Origin of the sequence: Nocardia brasiliensis NBRC 14402, assembly GCF_000308475.2 — a bacterium.
GTDB lineage: Bacteria > Actinomycetota > Actinomycetes > Mycobacteriales > Mycobacteriaceae > Nocardia > Nocardia brasiliensis.
Genome location: NZ_BAFT02000082.1, coordinates 18577 through 40859, shown reverse-complemented (window position 1 = coordinate 40859; position 22283 = coordinate 18577). Strand labels below are relative to the sequence as shown.

Sequence of the window (22283 nt, the reverse complement as noted above, 5' to 3'; positions counted from 1 at the left end):
GATCGCGACCAGCATGCGTTGCGCCTGTTCACCATCCGGCAGGCCGTTGGTCGAGGTGAGCGAATCCACATGGCCCGCAGTGGTGAACGCGATCATGTAGACGATCGCGGCCACCGGTTTCCACAGCATGAATGCGATGATCCAGCCGATCAGCTTCTGGTACGACTGTTTTCCGACATTCATCCCGGAGGCGGCCGCGGCGAGCGGCAGCACACCGGCTGCGATGATCAGCAGACCCTGGCGCACGATGGCCAGCACGATCTGGGCGAGCGCGCCGAGCAGTCCGACGATCGCGATGATCAGCACCAGGCCGGGCGAAAACGCCTGCAACTTACTGGTTTTCACCATCAGCTCGGCCAGGTCCTTGGCGTTGCCGTTGGTCGAGTCGTTGATGATCCACTCGGAGAAGCGATCCGAGGCCTGGGTGCCCGCGACGATCACCGCGCCGAGCATCCAGGAACTGAACACCACCCGGGCGAACATCCGGAACGACTCGGCCGCCTCGTTCATCGTGGCCCCGCGTCTGGCCTCGGCGAGCCGGGCACCGGACAGGATCACCGAGGCTATCAAGAGCAATATCTGAGCTTGATAGGTGTAATCGTTGATCTTGGTGAACAGCGAGCCGGAGTCGCTGGCCGCCTCGTTGGGCACCTTCATCCAGAAGGTCAACGCCAGGATGATGGCCTCGCCGAGGCCGTTCATCAGCGAGTCGACCACCTTGCCGAAGGTCGAATCCCAGGCCTTGTCCTTCACGGCGGTGGCGGCCTGGCCGGGGTGCGAGGCGGCGTTGCCCGCCTTGCACGCGGCCGAGGCGGCGTCGCCGAGCGAGATGCCCGGCAGACCGACGTTGTCGAGCGTGTCGTGGATTTCGTTGCACGTCTCGTCGAAGCCGTAGGTCTGCCCGTACGCGACCGTCGGCGTCGCGACCATCACCGTGAAGATGACCGCGAAAATCGTGAGTATTCGCCTCACCATTGTGTGCACCCCTCGCTGCTGCGCTGGTCGGCCGTCAAGTGTTTCCCGCGCCTTTCTCACCGTGCTCACCATTTCGTCCACCCACCGAGCGACTCGACGTACTCGGTCTGCGGGGTGTTGGACGTCGAGGGCTTGAGCCGCCAGTCGCCGGCGTCCCAGACCATGACCAGGCGGACCGCCGCCCACAGTTGTTTGCCGTCCACCACCGGCCCGCGCGTGGCGAGCCGGACGATGGCCAGATCGTCGGCGTAGTCGTCGACCTTGAACGCGTCGGAGGCGACGAAGTACTTGGTCACCTTCTCCGGCTGCTGCTCGGGCAGCTTGTCCGCCGCGAGCGCCCGGTCGTAGGCCGCGATCTGGGCCGCCGAGACCCGCACCTGCCGCACGTACAGGTCCCGGAAGGCCGGTCTCGCGTTGAGCCGGTAGGTGATCTGCGCCGCGGCCAGCACCGCGCCCTGTGGCGTGTGCGAATAGCCCACGGCCAGATTGTCTTCGATGCGGGTCGGCCCGTCGGAGGTGGAGAACGGCACCGACGCGCCGTAGACCCGCTGCCAGCCGTGCGGGGCGGTGGTGCCCTCGGGCGCCGCGGTCAGCCAGTCGCCGTCGTCGGGTTTGCGCTGACGGGTCGGATCCTGCGGAAGTATCTGGCCCGCAGCGTTGTTCGGGACATCGACGCGCCGGCCGAGAATATCGACCTCGGGGTTGCCGAAGCCCGAGCCGCCGGCCGATTCCGCGGCCGCGGGGCCGGTCGCCGCCGCGCCGCCGTCGTCGTCGCGGCTGACATACACGATGATTCCCACGATCACGATGAGCGCCAGCACGGCGGCGGACGCTACGGCACCGAAGGAGACGCGATCGCGCGCGTACGACTCCTTCTCACTCATGACTGCGGTGCCTCCAATTTCACGGTGTCGGGGGGTAATACGTCGATCGGATCGATCGGTCTGGCCATGGTGCCCGGATCGGGCAGGCGTAACCGCCAGTCCTGGCCGAACCATTCGACGGTGGTGTGATTCACCGCCTTGGAGCTGTCGGAGTATTCGGTGTGCACATCGACGGTGCTGCGTTCGTCGGTGTAACCGGTGATCTTGTAGCCGAGCACTCTCGGCGCGTACTCGGGCGCGGCCGGGCCGGTGATCGAGAGCTGGAACCGGTTGATCGCCCACTCGTCCTTGGCCGGGCCCGGAACGAGTTCGCGCGCCGCGACTTTCGCCCATTGGCTGTCGGCGGCCACCGCGAGCCGCACCGCGTGCGTGATCGCGGCGACGCCCGCGCCGCGCGGCGAATGCTCGAAACCCGTTGCGGCGCCGTCGGCGACCGACTCTGGCCCTTGATCGGTATGCGGCAACGCCACGCCCTGGAACGGCTGCCAGCGCACACCGGTCGGCGGCGCGGACAGGTCGGGTCCGGTCTGTTCGTCACCGCCACCGCAGCCCACCGTGGCGAGCAGCAGCGCGGCGCCGAAGGCCCCCGCCGTGGTCCCCCTGCGCTCGCTCACGTCGGCAGGAACGCCAAGGCGATCCCCGACGCTGTGCTGGCCACCGTCGCTCCGAGCAGACTCATCAGCACCCCGTGCGAGGCGTCGTTCATCGCCAGATCGCTGCGAAACGCGATCCACAGCCGGCCCGCCGAGACGATCATCCACGCCAGGCACACCAGCAGGACGAACCAGAGCAGCCAGTTCAGCAGCTGCATCAGCGGTTGCAGTACCTCGGAGGGCATCTGCTTGTAGGCCAGCAGCTCGACTGCCGACGCGCGCACGGTTCCCATCGCGGACATCAGGTTCCGATGACGGCGTTCATGATGGTGCCCGCGCTGGTCGCGACGACGCCGCCGATCATGGCTCCCGCCACCATCTTCGGCGACTCCAGCCCGCCACCGGTCCACTTCTCCCACGCGAATTTGCCGCCCGCGTAGGTGATTCCGCAGATGCCGGAGAGCAGCACGAACCAGGTCAGGTAGCGCACCAACTGCAGGATCTTCTCCGAGCCCGGAGGCGCCTCGGGGGTCGGATTACCGACCTGCGCAAGGACGGTGCCGTACGTCTCCTGCACGGCGAGGAGAATCGTGCTCATCGGGTGCCTTTCTCGAAAGTAGTTGGGTCGTCGCCGATTCCATGCGTGAGGTCACTGATCGGGCGGCTTGCGGCCGCCCCGGTGCTGCGCCGGATCGTCGAGTTCCGCCTCCTCCAGTGCCGTACGTGCCGCCGCGACGATGTCGGCGCCGAGCTCTCGGACATCGAGCGGTACCTCCTCCAGCGGGTCGATCTTGCGCTTCTTCGGTGGCATCGGGTCGCCCGGCGTCCACACCGGCAACTTCTCCGGTTCTACCAGCGTCCACTCCTCGTACCACGGGACCTGCCACAACTGGCCGGCCAGCGAACCGACCACGTCGCGGTAGCGGCGGATCTCGGCGGGCAACCGGCCGGGCCGGGCCGCGACGGTGATCAGCCCGAGCACCTCGCAGGAACCCGCGAAACCCGAATGATGTTGGCGCAGTAGATCGTGCGCGCGGGTAAGCCCCGAGATGGTCTCCCTGGCCACCAGCACGACGAAGGGGGACTCGCGATCGAAGACGCCGGGCCAGCGCCGACTCGAATCCGCCGCGGGCGCAAGCACGTGCGCGAGGCTGCTGGCGCCCGCGCCGCCGTGTACGCCGAGCAGCCAGACCAGCGGTGCGCGGCCGATCCCGGGCACCGGACGGTCCCAGATCGGGGCGCGCCGCGATTCCGGCGGGGCGACGACACCGACGGGCGCGGATTCGGGTTGTTGACGTCGAAAACTCATGGCGGCGGTCATGATGCCACCCCGGCGAGCAGGCGCCCATAAGCCCGGCGCGTCTCGATGGCCAACGAGGCGTGGCGGACCAGCTCGCCTCTGGCCAGGTGCGGGTCGTAGGGAATCTCGCGGATATCGCGCACCCAGCCCGACAGATGCTCACGCAAATGCTCGGCAACGCGCGATTCGGTGCCGGGATGCTGGTGCGAGATGACGATGGTGGTGTCGCCGACGATGCCGCCGCCCTGCCCCTCCGCGGAGTCCCCGAACTGGTCGTCCAACCATTCCAGGGTGACCCGGAGTCGGTTCGCGGCGTCGGCGCGCGCCGGAATGGCAAGTACCAGAGCGACATCCGCGTCATCGAGCAGTGGCCGCAGCTGTCGTCCGGCAATCGGGCTGCCGCCGTCGTACACCGCGGTATGCCCCGAGTCGTACACCGCGCGCGCGACCGTGAGGTAGGTCGCACGCCGGCGCAGCGGCGCCGAGTCCCGCCACAGCAGACCGATGCCCGAGGTCGCCCGGGACAGGCATTCCTTCAGCGGCGCGGGTTCGTCGTCGCCGCGGCCGTATAGCCAGGACTGCAGGCTGATCGGGTGCAGGTGCTCGTCCGCGCCGCGCAGCGCGAGGTCGCTGCCCGCCTGCGTCGCGTCCACCGCGACCGTGGGGGTACCCGCCATGCCGAGCTCACCGGCGATGCCGAGCGCCGTGGTGGTGGTGCCCGCGCCCCCGCAGCCGCCGACCACCAGGATCGGACGTTGTAACGGTTGGTCCGCGCCGGAACCACCACCCTTGCCGCGCCGCAATCGCACCACCGGAGCCTTGGAGCGCCCAGGCTTGCCCGACGATTCACCCGCTTCGGGTGCCTCGTCGAGCCAGCGGCTCCAGTCCTCTCCCATCGCTTCCTGCTCTCCTCTACCCGGCCGCGATGCCCGTGATCAGGGTGCGGCCGTCGATCACCGCGGTGGTGACCGTCTGCTTGTTGTACGTGGCGGGCACGCCGCCGGGGCGATACTCGGTGACCTCCACCGAGTACCGGTTGTCCGCGATGGTCACGATCCGCACGCAGTGGGTGGTTCCGGCGGGGATCGTATCGATGCCGCGTTGGATGGTCGCGGCGGGTGACACGGTCGCGTCGTCGGCGACCGCCTGCCTGGCCCGTTCGCCGGACCGCTCGACGTAGTAGGCGTACTGGAACGCCATGATGGCGTCGGGACCCGTTGCGGTGCTGCCCTTTTCGGCACCGCGCACGATGGTCGCCGCGTGTTCGGTGGGGCAGGCGCCGTTCGGGCGGTGGGTGGACACACCCGCCTGCGACCGGCTGAGCAAGCTGTCGGTGCTCACGCCCGCCTGCACGCTGCCCGCGGTGAACTGCACCGAGGCGGCCGGCGTCGGCGTCCTGGGCGCGGCCCGGTGGCTCGCCGAATTCACCAGGAACAGCACACCCGCGGCCGCCGCGCCGAGCAGCAGCACGGCGATGACCAGGACCACGAACACCCGGGTCCGGCGCGACCCGCGCGCCCGCGCCTGCGCGCGCAGCGCACCGGACGAGCGCCGGCGCGGCTCGTCGAAGTGGTCGTAGTCGTCCTCGTCGGGCCACGGGAAGCGCACCAGGTCGGCGTCGCGCGGGGTGTAGTCGTCGTCCGGGCCGGGCGCGCGCCCCACCCAATCCGACCAGCCGCCGGTGAATTCGCTGCGCTGGGCGGCGAGTTCGGCCGGCACCTCGGGCGCGGGTTCGTCCCGGATGTAGTGCGGGTACCGGGCCGGGCCGTCGTCGTCGAGCTGTACCGGGTCCGTCTCGTCCCGGTGCACCGGGGCGGTTTCCGGCTCCAGTGCGCCGTACCATCGCGACAGATCTTTGTACGACTTCAACATTCCCCCATTCCCGCTGAGCGAGACGCATGATGCAGCATCGTCGGACCCTCTCGGCGATCAGTTCGTGGAGAACGGGTAGGTGTTGGCGGTGCCGGGTCGATCGGTGGGCGGAATCGACGTCGCGCCGCCGGATGAGGCGCCATCGGCTCCTGTCCCGAACGGAAATTGTCCCGTACCGGACGAATTCGGCGTAGTCGACGCGCCGGATTGCTCGCCGAAGAATCCCGTCGGTGGCTTATCTGCGCCACCGCGTGGACTGCCGTTCGCGCCGAATGCACCGGCGATATCGCGGGCGATCGCGGCTAACCAATCGGCCACGAATGTCGTGGGTGTGTCACCGTTCGCGGCGACCGTCGCGGTGTTGTACGCGTGATGGCGCTGCACGGTGTCCCAATATCGCACCCAGGTGGTGGTATCGAGTAATTCGCTGTTGTCGGTGATGTTCTGCACGACCGCGTCGAAGGCCTGGTTCACCAATCGAACACCCGTGGTCGGCGGCACGAGCTGAGTCAGCGCGCCCGCGAGTTTGGTTCCGAGCGAGAGCAGCGCGGCCGGCGGATCGGACAGCCCAGCGGTGGCCAACTCGCTGATGGCGGCCGGGTTGAGCACCGTCTTCACCACCGCGACGACCGCGTTCAACCCGATCGTGCCGACCTTCACCAGCGCCTGCAGCGCGGCGGGCAGGTCCAGCGGGGTCCGCGGGTCGGCGGCGTCGGCGAGCCGCTCGGAGATCGACTTCTTGGGCGAGAGCGACAGCGTGGCGAGCGAATTGCCCTGCACGTCCTCGTTGACCACCTTGGTCGCGGTCTTGATCGAGGTGTACGCCAGCGCCTGGGCGATGGAGACCAGCGAGGTGATCGGGTCGCCCCCGCTGAGCTTGGACTGACCGACGACGTTGGTGACCGCCTTCAGAATCGGCGCGCCCTGCGGTGCGTCGCACGCCAGGTCGCCCGCGGCACAGAAACTCGCCACGCGGCCGGTGAGCGCCCCGAAATTGGCCGCCCGGTCCCGGTCCGGGCCGATGCCGCCGCCGGTGGCCGGCGTCAGCGGCAGCGCAGTGAGTTCGGCCAACCGATCGCCCGCGGTGCCCGGCGCGGGATCGGGCGTCGCCTTACCCGGCGAGCCGGGGAACAGCGGGGCGCCCGCGTTGCGGGTCGGGTCGCCGAACAGGGCCACCGCGGCGACCTTGTCGGCGGGCAGCACCCCGTTCCCCTGCCCGACCTCCTGGGCGAAGACCGAAGCAACGTGCGCGCCCTGCGAGTAGCCGACCACCGCGAATCGGGTGTCGGCGCACCGGTCGGCGACGTTCTTGGCCATCGTCCGCAGCCGGACCAGGCCGCCGGTGACCGATTCCGAGTACGGCACCGCGGCGCCGGCGGTTGCGCCGCCGAAACTGGATTCGTAGGGCACATAGGCGCGATCCACCAGACCCGCGTCCGCCGCCTTGGCCAGCATCGGCCGGAAGACGGTGGACAGCATTCCGGTATCGGTGGACGGCGCGGCGTCCGGCGACGATTCGCCGGTACCTTGAATTCCCAAGGCGTACAGTGCCGGACAAGCGCTGAGCGCGATGTTCGTCGACGGGCCCGCGGGTTTCGGCGGATCGGCTACGGCGATTCCCGCGGTAGCCACGGTCACGGCGAGTGCTGTCAGCACCCCCGTGACACCTGCCGAATAGTTAGTCATAGCGATCCGCAATCAATCCGTGTTGCCGCAGCTATCATCAACGCCATGAAACGCAATAGACCGTAACAGATTCCGGCTATTGCTGTGGCATCGCCGAAAAGTTTGCATGAACTGCCGAAAGCACTCTGACACATTCCGGCGTGCCGTCAATAACCCTCCGGCAACTTTCCGATGGTCCGAAAACGAGAGCAACTGGTCGGCGACCCACCCGCGACGCGAAATGCCCACCGCGACGCCAACTTCCGGCCGCGCGAGGGTGCCGGCATTCGGACAGAAACCACCGATCCGGCAAATGGATTGCCCAAATGTTGCCAATGCCAAAGCGAATGACACGTCAAGGGGAGCTGACCAGCAACTCGGATATCAGGCGGCGGAGGTAACGCGGTAGACGTCGTAGACGCCCTCCACATTGCGGACCACGTTCAGCAGATGGCCCAGATGCTTCGGATCGCCCATCTCGAAGGTGAACTTGCTGATCGCCACCCGATCGCCGTGCGTGGCCACCGACGCGGACAGGATGTTCACCTTCTCGTCGGCGAGCACCTTCGTCACGTCGGAAAGCAACCGGGTGCGGTCGAGCGCCTCGATCTGGATGGCCACCAGGAACACCGACGACGGCGACGGCGCCCAGGCCACCTCGATGATGCGTTCGGCCTGATCCTGCAACGATCCGGCGTTGGTGCAGTCGGTGCGGTGCACGCTGACCGCGCCGCCACGCGTCACGAAGCCCATGATCTCGTCGCCCGGCACCGGCGTACAGCACTTGGCCAGCTTGGCCACCGTGCCCGGCGCGCCGGGAATCAGCACGCCCGCGTCGCCGGTGGTCCGCTGCCGCGCCGGGGTGGTCGACGGGGTGGACCGCTCGGCCAGCTCGTTCTCCACGTCACCGATGCCGCCCAGCTGCGCCATCAGGCGCTGCACCACGTGATGCGCGGAGACCTGGTGTTCCCCGACCGCGGTGTACAGCGTGGAGATATCGGTGTAGTGCAGTTCGTGCGCGACCGCGGTCATCGCGTCGACGCTCATCAACCGCTGCAGCGGCAGACCGACCCGGCGGACCTCCTTGGAGATCTGCTCCTTGCCGTTCTCCAGGGCCTCCTCGCGGCGCTCCTTGGCGAACCACTGCCGGATCTTGGCCTTGGCGCGCGGCGAGACCACGAAGTTCTGCCAGTCCCGGCTCGGCCCGGCGTTCTGCGCCTTCGAGGTGAACACCTCGACGACCTCACCGTTCTCCAGCTGTCGCTCCAGCGCGACCAACCTGCCGTTCACCCGGGCGCCGATACACTTGTGCCCGACCTCGGTATGCACCGCGTACGCGAAATCGACCGGGGTCGACTTCTGCGGCAGCGTGATCACGTCGCCCTTCGGGGTGAACACGAAGATCTCCGGCGACTTCAGGTCGAACCGCAGCGACTCCAGGAACTCGGCCGGGTCGGCCGCCTCCCGCTGCCAGTCGAGCAGCTGACGCATCCACGCCATGTCGTCGACTTCGGTGCTGTCGTTGGAGTGCTTGCCGCGGGTCTCCTTGTAGCGCCAGTGCGCGGCGATGCCGAACTCCGCGGTGCGGTGCATGTCCTGGGTGCGGATCTGCACCTCCAGCGGCTTGCCGTCCGGACCGACCACGGTGGTGTGCAGCGACTGGTAGACGCCGTAGCGCGGCTGGGCGATGTAGTCCTTGAACCGGCCCGCCATCGGCTGCCACAGCGAGTGCACCACGCCGACCGCGGCGTAGCAGTCACGGACCTCGTCGCAGAGGATGCGGATGCCGACCAGGTCGTGGATGTCGTCGAAGTCCTTCCCCTTGACGATCATCTTCTGGTAGATCGACCAGTAGTGCTTCGGGCGGCCCTCGACGATCGCGTTGATCCGGGAGGCCGCGAGGGTATTGACGATCTCGGCGCGCACCTTGGCCAGGTAGGTGTCGCGCGAGGGCGCCCGGTCGGCGACCAGACGCACGATCTCGTCGTACTTCTTCGGGTGCAGGATGGCGAACGCGAGGTCCTCCAGCTCCCACTTGACCGTCGCCATACCGAGGCGATGGGCAAGCGGCGCAATGACTTCGAGCGTTTCCTTGGCCTTCTTCGCCTGCTTCTCCGGCGGCAGGAAGCGCATGGTGCGCATGTTGTGCAGCCGGTCGGCGACCTTGATCACCAGCACGCGCGGATCGCGCGCCATCGCGATGATCATCTTGCGGATCGTCTCGGCCTCGGCGGCCGCGCCGAGATTGACCTTGTCCAGCTTGGTGACGCCGTCCACCAGGTGCGCGACCTCGGGACCGAAGTCCAGGGTCAGCTGCTCGAGCGAGTAGCCGGTGTCCTCGACCGTGTCGTGCAGCAGCGCGGCCACCAGCGTGGTGGTGTCCATGCCCAGCTCGGCCAGGATGTTGGCCACCGCGAGCGGGTGCGTGATGTACGGATCGCCGGATTTGCGGAACTGATGCTTGTGCCGCTCGTCGGCCACGTCGAAGGCGCGCTGCAACAGCGTCAGGTTCGCCTTCGGATACAGCTCACGATGCACGCTGGCCAACGGTTCCAGCACCGGCTTCACCGCGGCGATACCGCGCTGACCGGTCATCCGGCGGGCGAGCCTGGCGCGCACCCGGCGCGAGGCCGAGGTCGGCACCGCCGCGGTCGCGCCGGCCTGCCGGGCGGGGGTACCGGGTTTGGGCGGTTCTCCCCCGGTGGCGGCACCGTTCGACTGCGGGGCTCCTGCCGATTGCTCGACATTCGCCTCGCCCAAGTGCTGAGTCATGCCACCACCTCTCAGTGCCCACTGGCGGCGCGCACGGACCCTCCGTGGTTACGCAGGCTGCCGCCTCCGGGCCTGTCGTTCGCGCCGCGTGCCTCGATCGGACCACCCTATCCGACCGCTGCAACCGCCCAGACCACCAACTTTAGTCCCGACGGCGCAGTGCTGTCCGGCGCGCGACGACGGGGGTGCGGTATGGGGTCTCGGGCCGAGTGACACGAGGTTCGCCGAGGACTCCGAGGCGTACGGGAAAGCGTGACATATCAGGCGTCGCGCGGAGGCGTTTGTCGCCGGAATGATCGCTAGCGAATAGTGGCCACGTCGGTGGGCGGGCGGGTGATCATCGACCGGCCGTCGAAATCCGGACTCGCCGCGACGCCCAAAAGATCAACCACGGTGGGGGTGATGTCGACCAGGGTGAACCGTGAGGTGGTGCTGCCCGCGGCGAAGTCCGGGCCCCGGGCGATGACGAAATTCGTTGTCTCGTCCGCGGATTGGCCGCCGTGACCGCCCTTCGGGGTGTGCCCGTGATCCGCGGTGACCAGGATGGTCCAGCGCTCGCCCGGATTGGCCTGCGCTCGCGCGTCCACCGCGGCGGCGATCCGGCCTACCTGCGCATCGATGCGGCGGACGGCGTCGAGGTACTCGCCGGACGCGCCGCCGTCCTGGTGACCGGCGTGATCGACCTGGTCCAGGTGCGTGAAAAGGAAGTCGGGCGCGAACTTGGTGACGGCGGTGACCACGGCGGTGGCGGTGGCCGCGTCGGTCTTCGCCTCGTCGGGGTCGTCCGGCACGGGTGGGGTGGAGACGACCACGTCGGCGCGCGGATCGCCGCTGCCCGACATGGTCGCGATCTGATCCCAGGTGGCGATGGACTGGGTCTTGAGCGCCGGATCGGCCCGTTCTAGCTGGGTGAACACCGTCGGGTAGGCCGCGAACGGTGCGGCGGTGAAATCGTTGTTCGCGATACCGTGCTTGCGGTCCCACACGCCGGTCAGCACCGACGCCCAGGACGGACCGGAGATGGTGATGTGCGGCGCGATCGAGGAACGGCTGAGCAGACCTTCGGCGCTGAGCCGCAACAGATTCGGGGCCTGTACCTGCTTCACTTTGTCGAACATCAGGCCGTCCAGCCCGATCACGACGACCTTGTCCACGCGGGTGTCCGCCTGCGCCGTACCGGCGACCACGGTCAGTGGCAGCGCGGTCGCGGCGGCGACGGCGAGGGCCTTGGCAACGAGGCGCATACCCCGAACCATGCGGGGCGCACCGGCCGCGCGGATAGCCTCCGCGAGGAGTGTTCACTGATGCTTCATCGCTCGCGGCAGTGCCCGTTCCCTCGCTGAACACGGGTTGAACTTTCCATAGCCGAAAGCTATTCGGCAAGCTCACGTGTGGGTAGCGGCCGGGTGAACGCCGGATTTCGGTTGACACCCGCGGCACCGGTGTGGCTGGCTGACGCCATGTCAGCCGATTCCGCGCGGCCCGGGGTGCGGGTCGCGGCCGTCGCGGACACCCATCTGCGCCCCGCCGTAGCCGGACGTTTTCGTCCGGCGTTCCGCCGCCTGGCCGAGCAGGCGGACGTGCTGCTGCTCGCGGGCGATCTCACCGACGGCGGCACGCTCGCCGAGACCGACCTGCTCTGCGCCGAAATCGCCGACCTGCCCGTGCCGGTCGTCGCGGTGCTCGGCAACCACGATCACGACCGGCGGCTCGGCTATCGCATCGCCGCCCGGCTCACCGCGGCCGGCGTGCATATGCTCGACGGAACCGCGATCACCCTCGAGCTGAACGATTTCCGGCTCGGCATCGCGGGCGTCATGGGCGGCAGCGGTGGCTTCCCCGACTACCCCGGCAGCCCGGACACCGGCACCGTGGAGCACCGCGAACGGATGCGCCGCGGCCCGCTGGACGCGCTGCGGTTACAGCAGGCCCTCGACACCCTGGACACCGAGATCCGCATCGCCCTCATGCATTTCGCGCCCACCGTCGACACCCTGACAGGCGAACCACCCAAGATCTACCCCGGCCTCGGCTGCGCCGACCTCGGCCGGGCCGTCGACGCAGGCAGAGCCACACTCGCCATCCACGGCCACGCCCACGCCGGGACCGAAATCGGTTGCACACCAGGCGGTATCCCGGTCCGCAACGTCTCCTACCCCGTCCTGGGCCGCCCCTACGCCGTCTACACCCTCACCCCCACCTCGCCCTGGAAACCTGACACCCCGGCTCGCCGCCGAAACCCCCTCACCCAGCAACCGCCAAAACTCCCCCAACACCACACGCGACCCATCACAACACTCCCTGATCAGCCGCGTCGCAAACACCACTTGAATCCGCCCCCTTCTGGGCGGCCAAACCTGTTGCAATTGCTGCCCCGAGCCCGCCCTGCGGCGGCGAACTGCCGCAGCCAACCGCCAATGCGGGTCGGATCGCGAGCCACACGCCCGCGATGGCATCCCCACCCCACACCCGGCCCGGTCCCCTACGAGCGCGCAGCAACCCTGCGCTCAGGCAACTCGCCCCGCGAACCGCAAGCCAGTCGCGAACACGGCACACCGGCCGCTCGGTCTCCGGCCACGCCGCCGGACGCGTGCGAACAATCGAGCAGGCATGCCCCACTATGCAACTCGCCCGCGAACCGCACGCCAGTCGCGAACACGGCGCACAGGCCGCTCCGGTCTCCGGCCCCGCCTCCGGGCGCGGGCGAACAATCGAGCGGGCGTGCGCCACTATGCAATTCGCCCCGCGAACCGCGCGCCAGTGGCGAACACGGCGCGCAGGCCGCTCGGTCTCCGGCCACACCCCGGACGCGGGCGAACAATCGGCAGCTTTGCGCCACCAGGCAACTCGCCCTGAGAAGGGCGAAATGTGGCTTATTCCGTGGGGGGCTCGGGGGCGAAGGCCCAGATGGCGGCGGGGCGGCCGGTGGGTTTGACGCGGCGGCGTTCGGTGGTGCGGGCCAGGCCGGGGAGGGTGGCGAGGGTGCGGTTGAGGTTGGCAGGGTCGGGGCGGGCGCCGGCCAGGGCGGTGGTGGCTGCGACGGCGCGGGTGGCGGGGAACTCGTCGCCGATCAGGGCGCGGGTGAAGGGCAGGTCCTTCCACAGCAGGCCGGCGAGCAGCCCGCGGGCGGCCTCGACGATTCGGTTGTGGTCGAAGGCCAGCTCGGGCACCCCGCCGAACTCGACCCAGTGCGCGGGGCCCTCGTGCGGACCGACCACCGCCCACATGGCGATCGAGAGCGTCGGTCCGCGGGGATCACGATTGGGTTCGTCGAAGGTCACCAGCTGACCGACCGCACCGATCGCCGCCTGCGGTACACCGAGTTTCGTGTGTACGGCCCGGCGCGCGGCCTCAGCCAACCGCTCCCCCCGCCCGAGCAGCACACCCGGCAAGGCCAGCTCACCGGCGAACGGATCCAGCGCCCGCGACGCCACCCCCAAGCGCACCTCGGCGTCGTCACCCCAGAACCGCAACGTCACCACGTCCACCGAAACCACAGACTGCTCCACGCCGCCCAATCCTGCCCCACCCCAGCCACCCCGCCCCACGCGGCACATCATGTCGGCGTCACCGATTTCCACCGGACCGGTCGGCGCACGGACAAGGCCCCCGCTAGGCCCGCGCCAACGCACACCCACTGGTCCGCGATACAACGCCACCCGGCAATCAACTCTGTCAGGTCGGCTGTCGAGGTCGCGGCGCGCTTCATCGGCCGACCTCGCGCTGACCGCCCCGCTGCCGAAGTCACGCCCGGTCGCATCCCGAGGCCCGCTTCGCGCACCGTCTGATGAGCAGACGCACCCCTTTCGTGTTCGCGCACCTGCTGGGGCGTGTGTGATGTGACAGGACATTGCTGACAGTTGGTGACAGGACATCCCGGACGGTTATGGGTTGTAGTTGAGGGTAGGTCGGTGTGGTCCGCGGCGGGGGCGGATGGGGTTTTGGCGTCTGCGGGTGCGGTCGAGGGTGAGTTCGCGGACGAGTTGTTCGCGGTAGAAGATCAGGACGTCGTCGTCGCGGACGAAGGCGGTGACTTTGCGGCCGGCGTATTCGGTGCCGAGGGGGATGGCGGCGCCTGTGATGTTGACCAGTCCGCGGCTGGTGACGGTGGCGTCGCGGGCTAGCAGGTAGGGGGTCGCGAGGTTGGTGTGTGGGGTGTGGCGGCGTCCGGTGAGGCGGGTTTGGTCTGGGGTTGCGCCGTGCAGGGCTTGGTGGGGGCGGGTGTTGTAGAGGGGCCGGTAGTCATCGAGCAGGGTTTGCAGCTCGCGGATGCTGGTTGCTGCCGGGGGTTGGGCGGTGAGCCATTGACGCAGGGTGCGGTGGGCGCGTTCGTTCTTTCCGTTGGTTTGGGGGTGCCGGGGTGCGGTGGTGATGAGTTTGATGCCCAGGCGGGCGAGGTTGCGTTCGAAGGACACCATGATGCCGATGTGTTTGCCGGTGAATGATAATCCGTTGTCCGACAGGATCATTCGTGGTTGTCCGTAGCGTTCGATCGCGGTCGAGACGCATCGCCAGGCGCCTTCGGTGTCCTCGCGGGGCCAGGCCAGATCGGTGAGTTCGTAGCGGGAATGGTCATCGGTGAGCTGAAAGATCACTACCACGGTCGCAGCGTTGTCAGCGAGAGTGTGTTCGAAAGCGTCGATATGCCAGCAGTCGTCGGTGGCGGGGAACACAAACCGGCGATAAGTGGCACGGGGTCGTTTACGGGGTTCGGGCTCGACCATTCCCGCTCGGACCAGGACCCGGTGGATCGTGCGAGCACAAGGGGCATCCAGGACGCCGTCGTGGAGCAGCCGGGCCCGGATCGAGAGTCCGCCGTTGTCCCAGCCCTCACGTTCGAGCTCTTTGCGGGCCGCCACGATCAACCCGGTCATCAACTCCCCGGTGCGAGTCGGGCTGGACTTGGGTGCTCGCGAACGCGGCACCAGACCAGCCAGCCCCTCCTCGGCGAAGCGGCGCCGATACACATAAAACCTGTCCCGGCTGATCCCCAGCTCGGCACACACTCCAACGACCGTGGCCCGCCCAGCAGCAACCTCGGCGAACACAGCAGCAAGCCTCTGCTCCATCGTGACTACCTTCTGGCCCATCAATGAACACTCACCGATCGACCGATCAGCGTCCGGGATGTCCTGTCACCGAAGTGTCAGGGAAGTGCTGTCAGTTGAGACCCGCTGTGCCATGCCGCAGCGGGTGCGCGAACACGAAAGGGGTGCGGGAACCGCTCCCGCTTGGTATGGAGCGGGCTGCTCCGCGCTCCGGGGACGCGGCCGTGAGCGCAGGTCAGCCCTGGTGGTCTCGCCTCAACCGATTGTCCGCACACGCGGTGGGAGACCGAATGGCCGGAAAGCCGCGTTCGCCGTGACCCCCGGTTGTGTTCGGCCCCCAGGGGTTGTTTGACCCGGAAGTCGGCGCGCATCGAGCGAGTGCTGCTGTACCCCAATGGGTTTCACAGACCTTCCGTACAGTTCACAGGGACTGTAGCCCTTGTGAACTGTACGAGCGCCCTGTGAGGCCACGCCCTATCACGCCGCAGTGGCGAAGGCCGGGGTGCGGTAGGCGCGGGTGGGGCCGTCGGAGGTGAGGGCTACGGGGGTGCCCAGCTGCTGTTCCAGCCAGGGCACTACGTCGGCGGGGAGCTCGGTGAGCACTGGATCGGCGTCGGTCAGGAGGTCGGTCAACCGTTGCTGGTGGTCGAGGTCTTGCCAGTCGCCGGGCGGCAGTTCAGTGCGGACGCCGCGGTCGGTACGGTATCCCGTTGCCGCATAACGGGTTCCCGGCACATCCAGGTGGGTTACGGCCAGCGCATCGATTCCGCCGCATACCGCGATGGCGTAGCGCAGCAGGATCGGGTCCAGGTGTCCGCGGCGGAACTCACCCTGGTAGCGGCCGGTGGTGTTGTGCCGTTCCGGCAGGTCGAGGGCGGGGTCCTCGGTGGGAAACGGACCTGCTCCGTGTCTGGTCAGGTAAGTGCGGGTGACCCCGAGTACGTCGCAGGTCGCGCCGATCTCGGCGAGCAGGGCGCGGGCGTTGCGGGGTTCGACGGTGGACCAGGTGGTGTGCGGGTGAAAGCCGCGCCATTCGTCGAGCAGCACCCCCTGTGCTCCTTCGAAGACGAGCCGGCCGCGGCGCGCGAACCCGGCCAGCTGTTCGCCGCCGACGATGCGGACGGCCGCGGCGAACTCCCGATACATCTCGACCAGATCGTCGATCGGCTCGTATCGGTGTTCGCTGCTCGCGATCAACGCATCGTAGTGCGCGGCGAGACTCCCGAGCTTCTCCCGAAGCACTTCGGGGCGCAGGCAATCCGCTACGGTCGGCGCCGCGTGCTCGAGCGCGTAGGCCGCCGTCTCGCCGATACCCCGCCCGCAGGAACCGTGCCGCGAGGAACCCCTCGCGTCCTCGCGCGCACGGTTCGCGGCGATATGGATCGGTGTGGTCAGCCGGGCCCGCCCGTCGATGCGCAACAGCGACAACGGATCTCGCAGGCCCAGCACGGCGAGCTGTTCGGCCTCGCCGGCCAGCGCGATCGGCTCGACCAGCATGTGCCGGGACAGCAAGGTCGGCACACCGGAGAACGTGCCGGACCCGAACTGCGCGAAGGTGTGGTGCCGCCCCTCGGCGATCACGTTGTGCGCCGCCTGCGCTCCCCCGTTGAACCGCACCACGGCCGCCACCCCGAGCCCCGCCTCGGCCGAGCACAGCCAGTCGACCGTCGCGCCTTTCCCCGCGTCCCCGAACCCCAGGTCGACAACGACGATGTGCGATCGAAACATGCTCGGCTCCTGTCTATTCCACACCGGACCAGCCGGATTCAGCGGCGTCCGCTGGGCAGCGCCCGCATCCGCGGACCGGTGGCCGCCAACGCCTTACCGACCGATGCCGCCTCGGCCGCCGACCCGATGTCTCGCAGGTCCGCCAGCCCGGCGTCCACATCGACGCGGTTCTCCGCCACTCCGATGGTCAGCGCGATGAGTTCGCAGACCGCGGCCGGCTCGTCCAGCTTCATGAAGTGCTGGCCGAGCAGTCCGCGCCAGTGCTCGGCGATTTCCGGATCGTCGTAGTAGTTCGACTGATTCGGCAGGATGTAGTAGACGTGCCAGCGCTCGGCGAGTTCGCGGTAGATGGATTCCACCGAGATGTCGCGGCGCACACTGTCGCCGATCACGCTGCGGATGTGCCGCGACGCCAGCTTCGGCTTGTTCAGCTCGTCGCCGATCAGGAACAGGTAGCCCTTCTTGCCGCGCTTCTCCCAGGCGTCGGTCACAATGTGGGTGGCCATGAAATAGGCTGCCAGCTCGTAACTTTCGGACTTCTGTCCACCGCCGCCGCCTTCGAGCAGGATGGCGCGCAGTTGCTCGTCCATCCGGTTGTCCGACTCGAACTGCCCGACCTGCAACGGCACTCGGTCGGTGTCGGCATCGCCGATGGCGCCGAACAGGATCTGCGGATCGTCGGCGTAGCCCTTGCGCTGCAGCAGACCGTGCAGTGTGCCGAGCTTCTGCTGCATGATCCGCGGCACCCGGCCCATCGAGCCGGTGACATCGAACAGCACCGCGATGGGCAGCGAGTTGTCGTGGTCGGCGGAGTCGCGGCATTCCCGCACCGTGACCCCGAACGGGTCGAGGGTCGGATGCGCCTGCCAGCTGTCGTAGGGCACGCCCTGCATCTCGGCGGTGTATCCGAAGTCGTCGAGCCCCCGGCTGGCACGGAAGGTCTTGGCCGCCCGGTAGGCGGTGTCGTCCCAGTTCCCGTATCCCATGTGATCACTTCCTCTCGTGAACTCGTTTTAGTGTATTCGACCAAAACTATCTCGGTCAAGCCTTTCTCGTGAATCCCGTTGCCTGGCAAGATCGACGGGGTGGAGCTCGAACCGCGCAACCCGACCGACGGCGTCTACGCCGCGACCGACGACTACGTGCACGCGATGGAGGTGCGGGGCGCCGAACGCCTGCTGTTCATCTCGGGCACGATGGGCTTGGATCCCGACGGGAAACCCGGCGCGACCCTCGCCGAACAACTCGACCTGATCTGGTCGAACCTGCGCGCCATCCTCGCCTCGGCGGGCATGACCGTCGACAACATCGTCCGGCTCACCAGCTACCTGCGCGACCCGGCCTACGCCGACGCGAACGCCGCGGCCCGGGTCGCCGCGCTGCAGGGCCGCCGTGCCGACCACCGCGATCGTGGTGCAGACGCTGGTCAGCGAGTGGCTCGTCGAGATCGAGGTCGTCGCCGCGGGCTGAGCGGCCGCCGGACAGTCGCGGAATTCCGCCGCGCGGGAATCCGCGGCACCCGCGACGAGTTGGCTCGACTCGACACCTTCGCACTTCGAGGAGATCCGACATGTCTTCGTCCGTGGCCGTTTTCGGCGCCTACGGCCACACCGGCCGCTTCATCGTCGCCGAACTGGTGCGGCGCGGCTGGACGCCGATCCTGTCCGGTCGCGACGAAGTTCGGCTGCGCGAACTCGCGGATGCACATCCCGGGCCGGCGGTCCGGCCCGCGACCATCGATGACCCCGCGGCGCTCGATCGCGCCCTCGCGGGCAGTGTGGCCGTGATCAACGCGGCCGGGCCGTTCGGCGATACGGTCCCGGCAGTGGTCGAGGCCGCCCTGCGCGCGGGCGTGCACTATGTCGACGTCGCCGCCGAGGTAGAGGTGGTCGCCAAAACCGTTGCGGCCTATCAGGATCGCGCCACCGAGGCGGGTATCGTGATCGCGCCCGCGATCGCTTTCTACGGCGGGCTCGGCGACCTGCTCGCCAGCGCCGCCATGGCCGACCTGCCCGCGGCCGACGAGATCGAACTCGCCTTCGCCCTCGACAGCTGGGTGCCCACGAAAGGCACGAGAGAGGCCGGGGTCGCCTCGCGTGGGCGGCGTAACGGACAGCGACTCGTCTACCGCGACGGCGCATTCGGCCTCCGCGACGACGCGGCTCCGGTGTCGGAGCGGGCCTTTCCCGCGCCGTTCGGAAAGCAAACCGTCGTCGGCGATTTCACCACCGCCGACAGCGTCACCATCCCGTATCACCTGAAAACCACTGCCCTGCACACCTATATGACCGCCGCTCCCCTGCGCGACCTCGCTTCCCCCGATCTCGCACCACCGCAGCCCGCCGACGAATCCGGCCGATCCGCTCAGCAGTTCTTGGTCGAGGTCGTGGTCCGATCCGGTTCGCTGCGACGCCACGCCGTCGTCGCCGGGCGCGACATCTACGCGGTCACCGCGCCGATCGCGGTAGAAGCGTTGTCGCACATCACTTCCGGCGGACGCTCCGGCGTGCGCACCGCCGGTCAGCTCGGCGACCCCGGCGCGATCCTGCGCGCCCTGCTGCCCGCCCACCTGGACCGGCTGGAATTCAACGCCGGCTGACCCGGCGACGCCGAAAATCAGCGGCCGACCGCGACGACCGCGGTTAGTATCCCGGCATGGACGAGATCGCCGCGAAACCGACCGTGCTCGCCGTCGAGGCCGCGCTGCGCGCCGCCGGGATCACCCCGCAGATCCGGGTCCTGCCGGAGACCGCCCCGACCGCGGTCGCCGCCGCCGAGCAGCTCGGCTGCCCGGTCGCGGCCATCGCGAACAGCCTGATCTTCGACGCGGCGGGCGCGCCGCTGCTGGTCCTCACCAGTGGCGCGCACCGGGTCGACACCGGCAAGGTGGCCGCCCACCTCGGTCTCGCGAAACTCACCCGCGCCACCGCCGAATTCGTCCGCGCCCACACCGGCCAGGCGATCGGCGGTGTCGCGCCGCTCGGCCATCCCGCCCCGATCCGGACGTTGATCGACGAGAGCTTGGCAGCCCACGACGAGATCTGGGCCGCGGCCGGTCACCCGCACACCGTGTTCTGCACGACGTACCCCGAATTACTCGAAGCCACTGGGGCAGAAGCGGTCTCGGTCAACTGAGGACGTCACGGCGACATGTGATCGCCGATGAGCATCGTCCCCGGCCCGCGGTGCGCGCCGGGGCCGTGCGCGAATCGGACGTTGTCCGCGGTCAATTCCGCGCCGCATTCCCGGCACACCACCACGCCTGCGGTCACCTTGCCGCAGTCCTCGTGCACGACCAGCGCGGGCGGACCTTCCGGCCCGGCCAGCCAGGTATCGCCCCACGCGACGAGCATGGTCAGCGCCGGGTACAGCTCGCGCCCCTTGGGCGTGAGCAGGTACTCGTGCCGGACCGGATTCGACTGATATTCAACGGCTTCCACGATGCCGTGCGCTTGCAGCGTGGCCAGGCGGGCGGCGAGCACATTGGAGGCGATGCCGAGGTCGCGCCGGAGGTCCTCGAATCGGGACAGCCCGACGAACAGGTCGCGTAACACCAGCGGGGTCCACCGCTCGCCGATCACGTCGAGGGTGCGCGCGATCGAGCACACCATGTCGGAGAGATCAGCTTTGGGCACCAGGCCAGTCTAGTCCATTGCTTTTTGCAAGTGACTCGGGCTAGGTTGGCGACATGGACACAGTGCACGATCAGGCAGCCGCGACCGACGTCGTGGCCGCGTTCCGCACGGCAACCACCACCGCCGATTTCGACACCCTGATGGACCTGCTCACCGAGGACGCGACGTTGACCTCGCCACTGTCCGGACGCATGGTCTTTCGCGGCAAAGCGGACCTGCGCGTGCTGCTCACCGCCGCTTACGGCGGGCTCTCCGGATTGCGCTGGACCGACGAGATCGGCGACGGGAATCGACGGGTGCTGCTCGCGGAAGCGTCCGTCGGCCGGTTCCGGCTCACCGAGGCGTTGGTGCTCGACCTCGCCGACGACGGCCGTATTCGCGGCCTCCGGCCGCACCTGCGCCCCTGGCTCACTCTCACCGTCGTTGCCGTTCGGCTCGCGCCGGGCTTGTTCAAACATCCCGGGGTGCTGCGTCGTGCGATGCGCGGAGCCGCGACGCCGTAGACTCCGGCTATGGACCCGTTGCCACGGATCCGCGCGATCTGTCTGGACCTACCGGAGTGCAGCGAACGGCTGAGCCACGGCTGCCCCACCTTCTTCGTGCGCACCAAGAAGTCGTTCGTGAAGTACATCCCCAGCGGGTACGACGAGCCCGGCCCGACGATCTGGTGCCCCGCCCCCGAGGGCGTGCAAGGCGAGTTGGTGGATGCCGAGCCCACCCGATTCTTCGTGCCGCCGTACGTCGGGCACAGCGGTTGGATCGGCGTCCGCCTCGACATCGACCCCGACTGGGGCGAATTCACGGAGATCATCCGTGACGCCTACCGCAAGGTCGCCCCGAAAAAGCTGGTGGCGGAACTGGATTGACGCGGATCGCGCCGCAACTCTTGCCCCGATGTCATGAAAGAGACGGCATCAAGCCAGTGGCGGGCCACCGTGATCGAGCACTGTACCGAGCCGCGGCAGCACACATCGTTTCCAGCTGCGTTCTACGGCGTTGCGCACCATCCGCTGCCGACGATCTTCGATGTCGAATCCCGTCTGCCTCAGCAATAGTCGGGTGCCGGACCCCTGCGGCTGCAACGTCCAGCCGACAATCCAGCTGACGGGATACGTGGCCTGCGAATACACCCAGCTGTAGGTCAGCTGCTCGTACGGGTCGGCCACCAGCACCTCGCAGGCGATCTGGTCGAGGGCAGCACCCGGAGCGGTGAATCGGAAGCGTGCCCCGGCGGTGGCGGGGAACGGGGTCGGTCGCAACAGCCACCGCTGCAACAGATCCGGCTCCGTCAACGCACGCCATACCACCGTCGGTGACCGCCGATAGAAGTTGCCCAGCTCGACGGCTGCCGGATCCAACTGTGTGTCAGCGATCATCGGCGGGGTGCGCTCCACAGCGTGCCCGGCTGCTCGAGGGCCCTCAATTCGCCTGTCCTTCCTGCAATTTCGTCGAGATCTCGGCGGCGAGTCGAGGCTGTTCGGATTCCATCTTCTGGACGTAGATCACCGCATCGCCGACTGTGCGCAGTCCGGCCAAGTCCTCGTCGGGGATCTTCACCTCGTACTTGTCCTCCAGCTGTACGGCGATCTCCACCAGGGACAGCGAGTCGATTTCCAGATCGTCGATGAAAGACTTCTCGATCGACACTTCCGCCGCCTCGATGCCGGTCACCTCCTCGATGATCTCCGCGATACCGGCGACGATGTCTTCCTGCGTAACAGTCATGAATAACTCCCTCGTTCGGCTGTCCGCGTCGGCTGAGGGCCAGGTGCCTCGATGGAGCCGAGCGGCAGTGCGATTACGCTAAGAGC

The 22283-nt window shown here is 68.3% G+C and carries 22 protein-coding genes and 2 pseudogenes; 6 read left to right on the top strand and 18 right to left on the bottom strand.

Going from position 1 to position 22283, the window contains the following annotated elements; translation table 11 throughout:
• The 11 genes from TY25_RS30080 to TY25_RS30030 all read right to left on the bottom strand — a co-directional run.
• On the bottom strand, positions 1–975 hold a 975-nt coding region (locus TY25_RS30080; RefSeq protein WP_042261695.1), incomplete at its 3' end, for a TrbL/VirB6 family protein.
• Positions 976–1040: 65 nt separating this feature from the next.
• On the bottom strand, positions 1041–1859 hold the full coding sequence (locus TY25_RS30075; protein WP_042261693.1) for a DUF8175 domain-containg protein: 819 nt from the start codon (positions 1857–1859) through the stop codon (positions 1041–1043).
• A complete protein-coding gene (locus tag TY25_RS30070) occupies positions 1856–2473 on the bottom strand; it encodes a DUF8175 domain-containg protein (RefSeq protein ID WP_052383276.1) in 618 nt (205 codons plus the stop codon). Before TY25_RS30070 ends, TY25_RS30075 begins: the two co-directional genes overlap by 4 nt.
• Positions 2470–2754, bottom strand: a complete 285-nt coding sequence (locus tag TY25_RS30065) for a hypothetical protein (RefSeq protein WP_014986527.1) — start codon at positions 2752–2754, stop codon at positions 2470–2472. Before TY25_RS30065 ends, TY25_RS30070 begins: the two co-directional genes overlap by 4 nt.
• The gene (locus TY25_RS30060) at positions 2754–3050 is read right to left on the bottom strand and encodes a hypothetical protein (protein WP_014986528.1); all 297 of its coding nucleotides are present in this window, start codon (positions 3048–3050) and stop codon (positions 2754–2756) included. The genes TY25_RS30065 and TY25_RS30060 overlap by 1 nt, the downstream gene beginning before the upstream one ends.
• A 51-nt stretch (positions 3051–3101) precedes the next feature.
• On the bottom strand, positions 3102–3773 hold the full coding sequence (locus TY25_RS30055) for a DUF6668 family protein (RefSeq protein ID WP_042261691.1): 672 nt from the start codon (positions 3771–3773) through the stop codon (positions 3102–3104).
• A complete protein-coding gene (locus tag TY25_RS30050; protein WP_042261689.1) occupies positions 3770–4648 on the bottom strand; it encodes a MinD/ParA family ATP-binding protein in 879 nt (292 codons plus the stop codon). Before TY25_RS30050 ends, TY25_RS30055 begins: the two co-directional genes overlap by 4 nt.
• Before the next feature lie 16 nt (positions 4649–4664).
• A complete protein-coding gene (locus TY25_RS30045; protein ID WP_042261687.1) occupies positions 4665–5624 on the bottom strand; it encodes a DUF8176 domain-containing protein in 960 nt (319 codons plus the stop codon).
• Positions 5625–5681: 57 nt separating this feature from the next.
• Positions 5682–7310 carry a cutinase family protein gene (locus tag TY25_RS30040; protein WP_042261684.1) on the bottom strand — a complete coding sequence of 543 codons (1629 nt, stop codon included), beginning with the start codon at positions 7308–7310 and terminating at the stop codon, positions 5682–5684.
• Positions 7311–7673: 363 nt separating this feature from the next.
• A complete protein-coding gene (locus TY25_RS30035; RefSeq protein WP_014986533.1) occupies positions 7674–10061 on the bottom strand; it encodes a RelA/SpoT family protein in 2388 nt (795 codons plus the stop codon).
• Between the two features lie 299 nt (positions 10062–10360).
• Positions 10361–11305, bottom strand: a complete 945-nt coding sequence (locus TY25_RS30030) for an alkaline phosphatase family protein (RefSeq protein WP_042261682.1) — start codon at positions 11303–11305, stop codon at positions 10361–10363.
• Positions 11306–11521: 216 nt separating this feature from the next.
• Between TY25_RS30030 and TY25_RS42020 the strand changes: the two are divergent.
• A pseudogene (locus TY25_RS42020) lies at positions 11522–12103 on the top strand (metallophosphoesterase family protein); the annotation flags it as partial.
• An 831-nt stretch (positions 12104–12934) separates the two neighbouring features.
• On the opposite strand, the gene TY25_RS30015 reads toward TY25_RS42020, so the two are convergent.
• The 4 genes from TY25_RS30015 to TY25_RS30000 form a co-directional block, all read right to left on the bottom strand.
• Positions 12935–13570, bottom strand: coding sequence for an NUDIX hydrolase (locus TY25_RS30015; RefSeq protein ID WP_081869195.1), 636 nt, complete (start codon positions 13568–13570; stop codon positions 12935–12937).
• A gap of 375 nt (positions 13571–13945) precedes the next feature.
• Positions 13946–15130: an IS481 family transposase gene (locus tag TY25_RS30010; protein WP_063602773.1), complete on the bottom strand. Its 1185-nt coding sequence runs from the start codon at positions 15128–15130 to the stop codon at positions 13946–13948.
• 456 nt (positions 15131–15586) lie between these two features.
• Entirely contained in the window at positions 15587–16837 is a 1251-nt protein-coding gene (locus TY25_RS30005; RefSeq protein ID WP_042261674.1) for an adenylosuccinate synthetase, read from the bottom strand.
• A 38-nt stretch (positions 16838–16875) separates the two neighbouring features.
• Positions 16876–17823 (bottom strand): hypothetical protein, encoded by a 948-nt coding sequence (locus tag TY25_RS30000; RefSeq protein ID WP_042261672.1) that lies wholly within the window; start codon positions 17821–17823, stop codon positions 16876–16878.
• A 165-nt stretch (positions 17824–17988) separates the two neighbouring features.
• Between TY25_RS30000 and TY25_RS44260 the strand changes: the two are divergent.
• From TY25_RS44260 to TY25_RS29985, 3 genes and pseudogenes are all read left to right on the top strand, one after another.
• Positions 17989–18141 (top strand): annotated as a pseudogene (locus tag TY25_RS44260) (RidA family protein); the annotation flags it as partial.
• 266 nt (positions 18142–18407) lie between these two features.
• Positions 18408–19436 carry a saccharopine dehydrogenase family protein gene (locus tag TY25_RS29990; RefSeq protein WP_042261670.1) on the top strand — a complete coding sequence of 343 codons (1029 nt, stop codon included), beginning with the start codon at positions 18408–18410 and terminating at the stop codon, positions 19434–19436.
• A 56-nt stretch (positions 19437–19492) separates the two neighbouring features.
• Positions 19493–19972 carry a YbaK/EbsC family protein gene (locus tag TY25_RS29985; RefSeq protein ID WP_042261667.1) on the top strand — a complete coding sequence of 160 codons (480 nt, stop codon included), beginning with the start codon at positions 19493–19495 and terminating at the stop codon, positions 19970–19972.
• A gap of 5 nt (positions 19973–19977) precedes the next feature.
• Here TY25_RS29985 and TY25_RS29980 read toward each other — a convergent pair whose 3' ends face one another.
• A complete protein-coding gene (locus TY25_RS29980) occupies positions 19978–20472 on the bottom strand; it encodes a winged helix-turn-helix transcriptional regulator (protein WP_226887256.1) in 495 nt (164 codons plus the stop codon).
• A gap of 53 nt (positions 20473–20525) precedes the next feature.
• Between TY25_RS29980 and TY25_RS29975 the strand changes: the two genes are divergently transcribed.
• Together TY25_RS29975 and TY25_RS29970 are read left to right on the top strand one after the other, a co-directional pair.
• Positions 20526–20975 (top strand): nuclear transport factor 2 family protein, encoded by a 450-nt coding sequence (locus tag TY25_RS29975; protein WP_081869192.1) that lies wholly within the window; start codon positions 20526–20528, stop codon positions 20973–20975.
• A gap of 9 nt (positions 20976–20984) precedes the next feature.
• Complete coding sequence (locus TY25_RS29970; RefSeq protein WP_042261662.1) at positions 20985–21338, top strand: MmcQ/YjbR family DNA-binding protein; 354 nt, start codon at positions 20985–20987, stop codon at positions 21336–21338.
• 48 nt (positions 21339–21386) lie between these two features.
• Here the strand turns inward: TY25_RS29970 and TY25_RS29965 are convergent, their stop codons facing one another.
• Positions 21387–21848, bottom strand: coding sequence for an SRPBCC family protein (locus TY25_RS29965; RefSeq protein ID WP_052383278.1), 462 nt, complete (start codon positions 21846–21848; stop codon positions 21387–21389).
• Between the two features lie 43 nt (positions 21849–21891).
• A complete protein-coding gene (gene acpM / locus TY25_RS29960) occupies positions 21892–22197 on the bottom strand; it encodes a meromycolate extension acyl carrier protein AcpM (RefSeq protein ID WP_042261659.1) in 306 nt (101 codons plus the stop codon).
• Positions 22198–22283: the final 86 nt, after the last annotated feature.

What these genes read in the sequence shown, in the direction of transcription:
- TY25_RS30060 (WP_014986528.1), bottom strand. Translation starts at nt 3,050, where the DNA reads ATGAGCACGATTCTCCTCGCCGTGCAGGAGACGTACGGCACCGTCCTT.
- TY25_RS30030 (WP_042261682.1), bottom strand. Translation starts at nt 11,305, where the DNA reads ATGCGCCTCGTTGCCAAGGCCCTCGCCGTCGCCGCCGCGACCGCGCTG.
- TY25_RS30065 (WP_014986527.1), bottom strand. Translation starts at nt 2,754, where the DNA reads ATGTCCGCGATGGGAACCGTGCGCGCGTCGGCAGTCGAGCTGCTGGCC.
- TY25_RS29965 (WP_052383278.1), bottom strand. Translation starts at nt 21,848, where the DNA reads ATGATCGCTGACACACAGTTGGATCCGGCAGCCGTCGAGCTGGGCAAC.
- TY25_RS30000 (WP_042261672.1), bottom strand. Translation starts at nt 17,823, where the DNA reads ATGGGATACGGGAACTGGGACGACACCGCCTACCGGGCGGCCAAGACC.
- TY25_RS29985 (WP_042261667.1), top strand. Translation starts at nt 19,493, where the DNA reads ATGGACGAGATCGCCGCGAAACCGACCGTGCTCGCCGTCGAGGCCGCG.
- TY25_RS30075 (WP_042261693.1), bottom strand. Translation starts at nt 1,859, where the DNA reads ATGAGTGAGAAGGAGTCGTACGCGCGCGATCGCGTCTCCTTCGGTGCC.
- TY25_RS29990 (WP_042261670.1), top strand. Translation starts at nt 18,408, where the DNA reads ATGTCTTCGTCCGTGGCCGTTTTCGGCGCCTACGGCCACACCGGCCGC.
- TY25_RS30005 (WP_042261674.1), bottom strand. Translation starts at nt 16,837, where the DNA reads ATGTTTCGATCGCACATCGTCGTTGTCGACCTGGGGTTCGGGGACGCG.
- TY25_RS30035 (WP_014986533.1), bottom strand. Translation starts at nt 10,061, where the DNA reads ATGACTCAGCACTTGGGCGAGGCGAATGTCGAGCAATCGGCAGGAGCC.
- TY25_RS29970 (WP_042261662.1), top strand. Translation starts at nt 20,985, where the DNA reads ATGGACCCGTTGCCACGGATCCGCGCGATCTGTCTGGACCTACCGGAG.
- TY25_RS30010 (WP_063602773.1), bottom strand. Translation starts at nt 15,130, where the DNA reads ATGGAGCAGAGGCTTGCTGCTGTGTTCGCCGAGGTTGCTGCTGGGCGG.
- acpM (WP_042261659.1), bottom strand. Translation starts at nt 22,197, where the DNA reads ATGACTGTTACGCAGGAAGACATCGTCGCCGGTATCGCGGAGATCATC.
- TY25_RS30040 (WP_042261684.1), bottom strand. Translation starts at nt 7,310, where the DNA reads ATGACTAACTATTCGGCAGGTGTCACGGGGGTGCTGACAGCACTCGCC.
- TY25_RS29975 (WP_081869192.1), top strand. Translation starts at nt 20,526, where the DNA reads ATGGACACAGTGCACGATCAGGCAGCCGCGACCGACGTCGTGGCCGCG.
- TY25_RS30045 (WP_042261687.1), bottom strand. Translation starts at nt 5,624, where the DNA reads ATGTTGAAGTCGTACAAAGATCTGTCGCGATGGTACGGCGCACTGGAG.
- TY25_RS30050 (WP_042261689.1), bottom strand. Translation starts at nt 4,648, where the DNA reads ATGGGAGAGGACTGGAGCCGCTGGCTCGACGAGGCACCCGAAGCGGGT.
- TY25_RS30055 (WP_042261691.1), bottom strand. Translation starts at nt 3,773, where the DNA reads ATGACCGCCGCCATGAGTTTTCGACGTCAACAACCCGAATCCGCGCCC.